Origin of the sequence: Lacticaseibacillus thailandensis DSM 22698 = JCM 13996 (assembly GCF_001312865.1) — a bacterium.
In the GTDB taxonomy this organism is placed as follows: domain Bacteria; phylum Bacillota; class Bacilli; order Lactobacillales; family Lactobacillaceae; genus Lacticaseibacillus; species Lacticaseibacillus thailandensis.
Genome location: NZ_BBER01000014.1, coordinates 1 through 8816, shown reverse-complemented (window position 1 = coordinate 8816; position 8816 = coordinate 1). Strand labels below are relative to the sequence as shown.

The following is an 8816-nucleotide window of genomic DNA, read 5'->3' as shown; positions in this document are numbered from 1 at the left end:
CAGGGTCAACCATTGTCAACACAATATTTTGAATAATCATGCGCTTGGTTGTTATGTCCGAGCATCAGTAACAATGACTGCACCCGGTACGTATATCCCCCTCAGACAACAAATAATATAGTACCAGCGACGCCCACCACCGTCAAGACAATTTGCCAAATAAATCGTTAAAAAAAACATTGCGTGAATTACCGGTGCCTGCAAACCCCTGTTATAACGGCGCTGGCCGCGTCTACCCCACACAAAAACTCCGCCACCAGTTTTGCATCACATGTAGTGATACAAAACCGGCGACGGAGTTAGTAACGGCTACTTAGTTACTGCTGGAGCTACTAGAACTACTATTGCTACTACCACTCAACTCTGGTGCATCCGTGACGTAATCATCAATCGTGGATTTATTACCATTTTTGTAGAGCAAACTAGTCTTCTTTTTCTCCTGTAATTTCTTGAGCGACTTCTTAGTGGCACTCAACTTGTAATTGTAATCACCCTTATTGACCTTGGTAAAGCCACTCGGGTGGTAGAACCGTAGCAAGTTACCTTGAATGATACGGTCAGACAACGACAACATGGTCGTAGTCCGGTTCAGACTAGCCCGTTCCTGCCACTTCTGCGCTTTCGTCGGATGGCTGATCTTCTTGCCCGTTTGCGTATTATAGTACTCACTACCTACCTTAGTGATGGTTGGACTCACAAAGTCGCCATCCCTGAAGGCCACCGTTTGGTTACGATTTGGTGCTAGCAAATCAGTCCCCAACTGAATGTATTTAGAGCTATCGACGCCCAACAGGTTTTCCAGCGTTGGCAATACGTCAATTTCACCACCGTAGGTATGATTAACCCCACCTTTAAGACCGTTCATGTGAATCATCAATGGAACCCGCTGGAACTGGGCCACATCAAAGTCGTTGAACGTCTTCTTGCCCATCAACTTAGCAATAGCCTTCTTATGGTTGTCAGAGATACCATAATGATCACCGTAAAAGACCACCATCGTATTCTTATCCAAACCAGACTTCTTCAGGTAGCGCATGAACTCACCCACCGCCTGATCCAAGTAGTGCGCGGTCTGTACGTACCCATCGACGGTATCATCACCGGTCTTGGTCTTCGGGATCGTCACGTTCTTCTTATCCAAGGGGTACGGATAGTGATTGGTCAGAGTAATGATCTTCGCATAAAACGGCTGCGGTAGCTGTTCGAGCCAAGGGGTCAACTCCTTCAGGAAAATTTTGTCCTTCAGCCCGTAACCAATCTCGTAACCCTTCTTGTCCTTGTAGTACGACTTACTGAAGTAATAGTCATACCCCCAGGACTTGTAAGTATTTTCCCGGTTCCAGTAGCTAGGTACATCCCCATGGAATGCTGCCGTCGTGTAACCCTGGGACTGCGCCAAAATTGCCGGAGCTGCCTGGAAAGTGTTGCTAGTCCCGTACTGACTCATGGCCGAACCTTCAGAAGTCCCAAACAGTGAATTCTCCAGCATCATTTCGGCGTCAGAAGTCTTCCCCTGGCCAACCTGGTTGAAGAAGTTGTCAAAGCTCAGCGTATCACTCTCGTGGTAGATCTTGTTCAGGTTAGGTGTGACGTACTTACCGTCATACTTGTAGTCAATCAAAAACTGCTGAAAACTTTCCAAATGGAAAATGATAACGTTTTTGCCCTTGGCCACGCCCCGATACGAAACGTTGCCACTCATATGGTTTTTCTTCAGCCAGTTCTTCACACTATCCAGGTCACTAGCTTTGGCCTTATCCATCACGGCACTATTCTGTTCAGTCTTGACCCCGTCGTACACGGTGTACACGTTCAGACCTAAGTACTTGACGATGTAGTTATTATCAAACGTCCGGGTCAACAATCCTGAACGATCGTGATAAGCCATCTGCAGGTTCGCCCCAAAGAGCAGGACCGCCAACAAGGAGATCAACATGGCTACACGCTTCTTGACTGGACGCATGTCCACCCGTACCAGCTTGAATGCCAATACGACAATTAAAATAATAAGGTCAAGAAAGACCAAGAAGTCAGACGGGCGAATAATGTTAGTAATCCCCGTACTGAGATTATTGGACACTGAACTACTCCCCTTAATCAGGGCAAAGGTCATAAAGTCCGAAAATTCACGGTAATACAGAATGTTCGCAAACAACCAAGTCGTGGTCACCGCATCAATCAGCAACATCGTGACGTAGGACTTACGGCCCGTCATGTACAGCGCCACCCCAAATAACAGAATGGTCGTCGGTAACGGATTCAACGCCAGCAGCAGGTGCTGAAAACTGCCAGTGGATCCGAGGTTGAATTTCGTATTATACGCCCAGAGCGTCTTTGCCCAAAAAAAGCGCAACGGCCAGAACGAAAAATCCCATCCTGGTGCTCAAGGCGCGACGAATACGACCGCCTAATTCCTTCATAGTGGACCTCCAGATTGTTCTTCATGATAGCCAAAAAAATGGCTATAACACGCATATTATACCGCGTCGAAATTTATGTACTAGTTTCAACTAGCAAAATTAACCAATTAACAAGTAGCAAGACAAACAAAAAAAAGCCGCGGCACAGGCCGTGGACTCTTTGTGTACCAACATGTGGCAGCTACTTACTCGGTCGCTGATGGAGTCTCATCCTCGGGGTCAGTACCGTCATCGAGCAAGTCAAAGATTTCCATCGCTACTAAATCAATATTGTCAAACTTGAAGGTCTGGTGCGTCGCCATCTCTTCCAGCTCAAATGTTTCCGTCTGCGGGTCATAAGATACTAAGCCCCGCTCATCGCCGTTCTTTTCGAAACGCCGTGTCTGGGTTTCGTTCGAATCAGCTTCTTGCATTGCCTCAAGTCGCTTAATGATTGCAACAAGTTGTGAACCTTTCATGAGAGTATCCCCCTTATCTTCTATCTGCTATGAGCATACCACGGATTCACCATCCGTGCGGCAAAATATCGCTTACTTTAGTAATTTTTCCGTACGCCGAACTGACCGCCGGGGCCGAACGGCAATTGCCACCGTCCCACAAATCATCCCCAAATAATTGGTTAAGAAGCGCCAGAGCAACATCGCTAGCACCATAGTGGCAGGGTTGCCGATATACATCGAAAAAAATTGTCTTGAAACTGTACTCTGCGCCACCACTACCACCAGGGACCGGAAAAATCGAGGTGATAATCACAATCATGACGTGTAATGCCATCACTTCGATAATGTTCACGTCTGACACGTGCAGTGACAGCAGTACAAAGTACGGCACACTGTAGTACATGAGCAGTTCCACCATCGTCAGGATGGACGCCCAGATGACTTTGCGTTTCGCCTGCTTAAGCTGCAGACTCTCCGCATAAAAAGTATCGATCTTCGCGACCCACTCGAGTTCCTTAACGTCCCGCCGCTCAGCACCCATAAACCAGCCCACCGGCTTCATCGCCCAGTGTAACAGCTTCCGGGTAAAACGGTAGTAGTACATCACCAGCAACAACCCGACAATGACCGTCACGTGGATGATCATCCGAAGGCAATCAGCACGGCCAGCGCGCCAAAGTGGACGGCAACAGTACGAAAGGCTACGACGATTGTAAAGACAAAGTTAATCAGGACCATGAATTGGTAAACGATAAACTTCATTAACAGCACCGAGCTGGCGCGACCACCCTCAACGCCACTTTGCAGCATGGCGACCAATTGTGCTGGCTGGCCCCCCGCCGCAAACGGGGTAATGGAATTAAACAATTGTTCCACCAACGGCACGCGCAGGGCGTTGCCAAACGGCATCAGCTTTTCACCCTCATGGCGCAACAGCACCTGTAACACAACCGTCTCGACGACCCACGAGCCCAACATCATCAGGGTAGCAACCAGTAACCACCACATGTTCAGGTGGGTGAGCTCACGGACGACTTGGTGTGGATTCAGTGTACGGCTTTCCCAGGCAAAGATGACCACGCCCACGAACACCATCAACACGGCCACCAGTTTATTCTTCGAAGTCATTGGCACACCCCCTGTCCGCGGTGTTACCGCTGCTGGTCACGATGCCGTCCCCAACCGCGGCGAGGCGCCAACCGGGCCTGTGCGGTATAAAACTCGTGCCAAACACCCGCCAAACGCTCTTCGGAATACTCCTGGGCAGCCGCGTGACTGAGGTCCTGGTAGTGGTGCCACAATGCAGGTGTATCCGCCACCTGCTGTAGTTGCCGATCCATGGCATCCACATCGGGAGCCAGCATGGCGTACGGACGAATAATGCCGTCATACAATGCTAAATCACGTACCATAACTGGCGTGCCCGTTGCAAAAGCCTCTAGGACCGCCATGGGGAACAGTTCCTCAAAGGACGGCAAGAGGAATAGGTCCGCCGCGTTGTAGTAATCAACCATGGTTGGCCGCGGGATGATGCCCGTAAAGGTGACATTGGCCGGTGGGTGGGCCACCGCATCCTTCAAATGGCCATAACCATTCGTAATCTTGCCAAACGAAAAGCCGCCCGCCCAAATGAACTTGAATTCGCGATGCCGCCGGGCGAGCGTCAAGAAGTCATCGACCCCTTTGCGTTCCTGCACCTGACCCGCACCAAAGATCACAAAGTCATCTGGTTGAATACCCAGTCGTGCGCGAATCGCAGCACGTGTATCCGCATCGTCCTCATGGAAGGTGCGCTGGGAGACAAAGTTGGGGATGTACGTCACGTGCTCCGGGTTGATCCCATAATCAGCCAACCGGGGAATAAAGTTGGGATTGACGACCACGATTTGGTCCATCCGTTTGTAAAAGGCGATTACGTACTTGTTGAGTACGCCCTGCGCCACTTTGGGTAGCGTCAGACTGGACTCAAGTGTATCGGGCAGAAAATGCACGTAACCGATCTTGCGACCCCGACGCGGGCTAAACGATGACGCGTAAAACTGGGGGTCAATCGTATGGTAGTGACTAATGTCACTGCGTCCGTAATCATTAATGCGAATATCAAAGTCTTGCGGAAAATAGCGCCGCAACAACGAGATGAGCTCCGTGTACACGGACCCCACACCCTGGCCCGCAACCTTTGTGGCCGAACTAAACATGTGGATCTTAATCATTGATACTGTTCCTCCGTCTTACCCGGTGTAAGCGAATGGGCCCCCGTGTTTCATGACCCGCAATCGCAGTTTGGTAATACACCGTCGCGTCCTGATAGAACTGCAGGATCCGGTTACCAAATTCGTCCGCTGACACCGCCTGCAGTTTGGCGTTACGCGCGTCATCACCGCGATATGCGTCCGGGTGGTCAAAATAATCAACGACTTGCGCGGCCATTTCGGAAGGGTTCTTAAAAGTCCGACCAATTGTGGGGTCATCTAACAAGGCGTTAGTGTAATCGCCCTGGAGTGCCAGCACCTTGATTCCAGAGGCCATGGCCTCAATGTACGTGAGACCTTGCGCCTCCGAATCGCTAGCCGACACAAAGATATCGCCCGCCCGGTAATAGTCGGCCACCTGCTCGTGGTTAACCTCCCCCAGGAAGCGCACACTATCTCCTAATTCCAAAGTTTCGGCTTGTTCTTCCAAACTTTCGCGCGCTGGGCCATCACCAACCACAAGCAGCACGGCGTCCGGATGCTGCCGCAGAATTCGCGGCATGGCGTCGATGACCCGATCAATTCGCTTTTCGTAGGCCACCCGCGAAATCGACACCAACACGGGCACATCGTTGAGTCCCAACTCACCACGCACGTCTCGTTGTGGTGCACGCTGGTACTGACTCAAGTCGATCCCAGTCGGAATAATGCGAATGGGCGCACTGATCCCGTAACGCTCCAGCGTGTTTTGAACCCGCTCACTGGGCGCCACGACCCCAGAATCATTATGTAAAAATGCACGGGAAATCTGCTTAACGTGGTACGGCCGTAGCAGGTGCCCATTCATCACGTAGTGCAGGTAGTCTTCGTACATCGTGTGGTACGTGTGCACCACGGGAATTTTGAGGTTACGCGCCACAAACTTACCAATGTACCCTAGGGCAAACTCAGTCTGGGTGTGGACGATGTCCAAACGCAACTTCTTAGCTACTTGTAGGGCGTGAAAAAGGCCTCTGACCGCAATCCGCCGGTCCGTAAAGGAGACAAACGGCACACTGGTAAAACGAAAGATATTTGGTTCCTCAGTCCCTTCGGGCACCTTCGGATCCGTGGTAGTGAAAATGTAGACGGAATGCCCTTTACGTTCGAGGTCATCCTTCAGCGTTTTGATGGACGTGGCTACACCACTCACTTGCGGAAAGTATGTATCGGTAAAAATGCCAATATTCACGCCAATCCCTCCTCAATGGAATGCTTATTGTCAGTATAGAGATTTCCGGCACGGGGTGCAATTCACGTTTCCCACCCACGTACCTTAATATACTGACCATTGTCGCCCCTACACCATTAGTTGCCATCAGTCTCAAGGATGAGTTTCTGCAAAAAGGCGGAAGATGTATGCCAATTTAAGCTCAAAAAAGTTTGCGGCCGCGATTTGCTCATCAATAGTGTGCACCGCGTCGTAGTCCAAACGACAAAACTACAGCCTGTACAATACAGTGTCGTTAAAGAAAGAACAAGTCGTGACCCCTTCGGCGACATGGTCGTAGACTGTCTATGTCATTCTGGTTTTGATGCAATTGTGACCCGAATTTGTGCAAACACAATTTATCTGGATATGAAAAAAAAGACCCGCAATGCTGATTTAACAGCTTTACGAGTCTTTACGTCCGGCTATGTTCATAGCCATAATACCGGTGATCGGGGTCGAACCGATACTCCCTCAACAGGAACTGGATTTTGAATCCAGCGCGTCTACCAATTCCGCCACACCGGCATAACAAGGTATATTCAATTTCCTGCGGTAAGCCCGCTAGGAAGGCGGTAATCGGATTCGAACCGACGATTAAGGTTTTGCAGACCTCTGCCTTACCACTTGGCTATACCGCCATCAAAAGTACCCCAATTGGGGAATTGGGATAGCTGGATTCGAACCAGCGCATGACGGAGTCAAAGTCCGTTGCCTTACCACTTGGCTATACCCCAAAAAACAAAGGGCGGTATGTGGGAATCGAACCCACGTATGCTGGATCCACAAACCAGTGTGTTAACCACTTCACCAATACCGCCATAATGGAACCACAGGATAGTAGGAGTTGAACCCACATCGACGGTTTTGGAGACCGTTGTTCTACCATTGAACTATATCCCTATTTATGGGGGATCTAGGATTCGAACCTAGGAACCCGAAGGAACGGTTTTACAGACCGTCGCGTTTAGCCACTTCGCTAATCCCCCATCAATGGCGCGGGACGGAATCGAACCGCCGACACATGGAGCTTCAATCCATTGCTCTACCGACTGAGCTACCGAGCCATTAACGGTCTCAACGGGACTCGAACCCGTGATCTCCTCCGTGACAGGGAGGCGTCCTAACCAACTAGACCATGAGACCAATATTCAGTTGAATTGCGGGAGCAGGGTTTGAACCTGCGACCTTCGGGTTATGAGCCGACGAGCTACCAGACTGCTCCATCCCGCGATAATTGTAAAGGAGAATGAGGGATTCGAACCCTCGCGCCGGCATAAACCGACCTGACGGTTTTCAAGACCGTTCCCTTCAGCCACTTGGGTAATTCTCCATGCTAGGTTGGTAATGACCCGTACGGGATTTGAACCCATGTTACCGCCGTGAAAGGGCGGTGTCTTAACCACTTGACCAACGGGCCACAACGGAGAAGGAGGGATTTGAACCCTCGCGCCGCTTTCGCGACCTACACCCTTAGCAGGGGCGCCTCTTCAGCCACTTGAGTACTTCTCCATAATGAATATATTTAGTTCAATGGGCCTAAATGGACTTGAACCATCGACCTCACGCTTATCAGGCGTGCGCTCTAACCAGCTGAGCTATAGGCCCATATTCTTTGAATACAGCGGGTGACGAGAATCGAACTCGCGACAACAGCTTGGAAGGCTGTGGTTTTACCACTAAACTACACCCGCGAATGAATGGCGCGGGACAGAATCGAACTGCCGACACATGGAGCTTCAATCCATTGCTCTACCGACTGAGCTACCGAGCCGATTCAAACGGTCTCAACGGGACTCGAACCCGTGATCTCCTCCGTGACAGGGAGGCGTCCTAACCAACTAGACCATGAGACCAATATTCAATTTTAATTGCGGGAGCAGGGTTTGAACCTGCGACCTTCGGGTTATGAGCCCGACGAGCTACCAGACTGCTCCATCCCGCGATAACCATAATATCTTATCAAACATAGGCTGCCATGTAAAGATGGACCCTGTAGGACTCGAACCTACGACCGAGCGGTTATGAGCCGCCTGCACTAACCAACTGTGCTAAGGGTCCATGACTCAACCTAATCGCGGCGGGGGGGATCGAACCCTCGACCTCCCGGGTATGAACCGGACGCTCTAGCCAGCTGAGCTACACCGCGAAAACCTAGAACTCAAGAGTTCCAATCGGGAAGACAGGATTCGAACCTGCGACCCCCTGGTCCCAAACCAGGTGCTCTACCAAGCTGAGCTACTTCCCGAACAATGCACCCAGTAGGAGTCGAACCTACAACCTTCTGATTCGTAGTCAGACACTCTATCCAATTGCGCTATGGGTGCATATTTAATTGCTTACCGCTGACGTCGGTAAGCGGAAGACGGGATTCGAACCCGCGACCCCCACCATGGCAAGGTGATGTTCTACCACTGAACTACTTCCGCATATCAAGTTGCTGGGTAAATATGAACCTTCCGGATAAGTGGCCCCCTGATTAATCAGAGGGCCAACCGCACCAACTGGAATTCAT

At 50.6% G+C, this 8816-nt stretch carries 3 protein-coding genes, 21 tRNA genes and 2 pseudogenes; all 26 read right to left on the bottom strand.

Going from position 1 to position 8816, the window contains the following annotated elements; all coding sequences use genetic code 11:
• Positions 1-313: 313 nt before the first annotated feature.
• Positions 314-2420 (bottom strand): annotated as a pseudogene (locus tag JCM13996_RS10175) (LTA synthase family protein).
• A gap of 185 nt (positions 2421-2605) precedes the next feature.
• A complete protein-coding gene (locus JCM13996_RS10170) occupies positions 2606-2878 on the bottom strand; it encodes a YkuJ family protein (protein ID WP_054751019.1) in 273 nt (90 codons plus the stop codon).
• 72 nt (positions 2879-2950) lie between these two features.
• Positions 2951-3988, bottom strand: a pseudogene (locus JCM13996_RS10165) (lysylphosphatidylglycerol synthase transmembrane domain-containing protein).
• Between the two features lie 23 nt (positions 3989-4011).
• The gene (locus JCM13996_RS10160; RefSeq protein ID WP_054751018.1) at positions 4012-5073 is read right to left on the bottom strand and encodes a glycosyltransferase family 4 protein; all 1062 of its coding nucleotides are present in this window, start codon (positions 5071-5073) and stop codon (positions 4012-4014) included.
• Positions 5066-6283: a glycosyltransferase family 4 protein gene (locus tag JCM13996_RS10155; protein ID WP_054751017.1), complete on the bottom strand. Its 1218-nt coding sequence runs from the start codon at positions 6281-6283 to the stop codon at positions 5066-5068. Before JCM13996_RS10155 ends, JCM13996_RS10160 begins: the two co-directional genes overlap by 8 nt.
• A gap of 461 nt (positions 6284-6744) precedes the next feature.
• Positions 6745-6829: transfer RNA gene (locus JCM13996_RS10150), tRNA-Leu, on the bottom strand.
• Positions 6830-6871: 42 nt separating this feature from the next.
• Positions 6872-6942 (bottom strand) — tRNA-Cys (locus JCM13996_RS10145).
• A gap of 24 nt (positions 6943-6966) precedes the next feature.
• Positions 6967-7038: transfer RNA gene (locus tag JCM13996_RS10140), tRNA-Gln, on the bottom strand.
• Positions 7039-7048: 10 nt separating this feature from the next.
• Positions 7049-7121 (bottom strand) — tRNA-His (locus tag JCM13996_RS10135).
• A gap of 88 nt (positions 7122-7209) precedes the next feature.
• Positions 7210-7290 (bottom strand) — tRNA-Tyr (locus JCM13996_RS10125).
• A 5-nt stretch (positions 7291-7295) separates the two neighbouring features.
• A tRNA-Phe gene (locus tag JCM13996_RS10120) sits at positions 7296-7368 on the bottom strand.
• A 5-nt stretch (positions 7369-7373) separates the two neighbouring features.
• Positions 7374-7447 (bottom strand) — tRNA-Asp (locus tag JCM13996_RS10115).
• Between the two features lie 14 nt (positions 7448-7461).
• Positions 7462-7534 (bottom strand) — tRNA-Met (locus tag JCM13996_RS10110).
• Positions 7535-7544: 10 nt separating this feature from the next.
• Positions 7545-7634: transfer RNA gene (locus tag JCM13996_RS10105), tRNA-Ser, on the bottom strand.
• Positions 7635-7649: 15 nt separating this feature from the next.
• Positions 7650-7721: transfer RNA gene (locus JCM13996_RS10100), tRNA-Glu, on the bottom strand.
• 4 nt (positions 7722-7725) lie between these two features.
• Positions 7726-7813: transfer RNA gene (locus JCM13996_RS10095), tRNA-Ser, on the bottom strand.
• A 22-nt stretch (positions 7814-7835) separates the two neighbouring features.
• Positions 7836-7909: transfer RNA gene (locus JCM13996_RS10090), tRNA-Ile, on the bottom strand.
• A 15-nt stretch (positions 7910-7924) separates the two neighbouring features.
• A tRNA-Gly gene (locus tag JCM13996_RS10085) sits at positions 7925-7995 on the bottom strand.
• A gap of 7 nt (positions 7996-8002) precedes the next feature.
• Positions 8003-8075: transfer RNA gene (locus JCM13996_RS10080), tRNA-Phe, on the bottom strand.
• A gap of 8 nt (positions 8076-8083) precedes the next feature.
• A tRNA-Asp gene (locus JCM13996_RS10075) sits at positions 8084-8157 on the bottom strand.
• Positions 8158-8172: 15 nt separating this feature from the next.
• Positions 8173-8246: transfer RNA gene (locus JCM13996_RS10070), tRNA-Met, on the bottom strand.
• Positions 8247-8288: 42 nt separating this feature from the next.
• A tRNA-Ile gene (locus JCM13996_RS10065) sits at positions 8289-8362 on the bottom strand.
• A gap of 14 nt (positions 8363-8376) precedes the next feature.
• Positions 8377-8450 (bottom strand) — tRNA-Met (locus JCM13996_RS10060).
• Between the two features lie 25 nt (positions 8451-8475).
• Positions 8476-8549 (bottom strand) — tRNA-Pro (locus JCM13996_RS10055).
• A 5-nt stretch (positions 8550-8554) separates the two neighbouring features.
• Positions 8555-8628, bottom strand: a tRNA-Arg gene (locus JCM13996_RS10050).
• A gap of 30 nt (positions 8629-8658) precedes the next feature.
• Positions 8659-8730, bottom strand: a tRNA-Gly gene (locus JCM13996_RS10045).
• Positions 8731-8816: the final 86 nt, after the last annotated feature.

Coding starts and splice junctions, on each gene's coding strand:
- JCM13996_RS10170 (WP_054751019.1), bottom strand. CDS start 2,878: ATGAAAGGTTCACAACTTGTTGCAATCATTAAGCGACTTGAGGCAATG.
- JCM13996_RS10160 (WP_054751018.1), bottom strand. CDS start 5,073: ATGATTAAGATCCACATGTTTAGTTCGGCCACAAAGGTTGCGGGCCAG.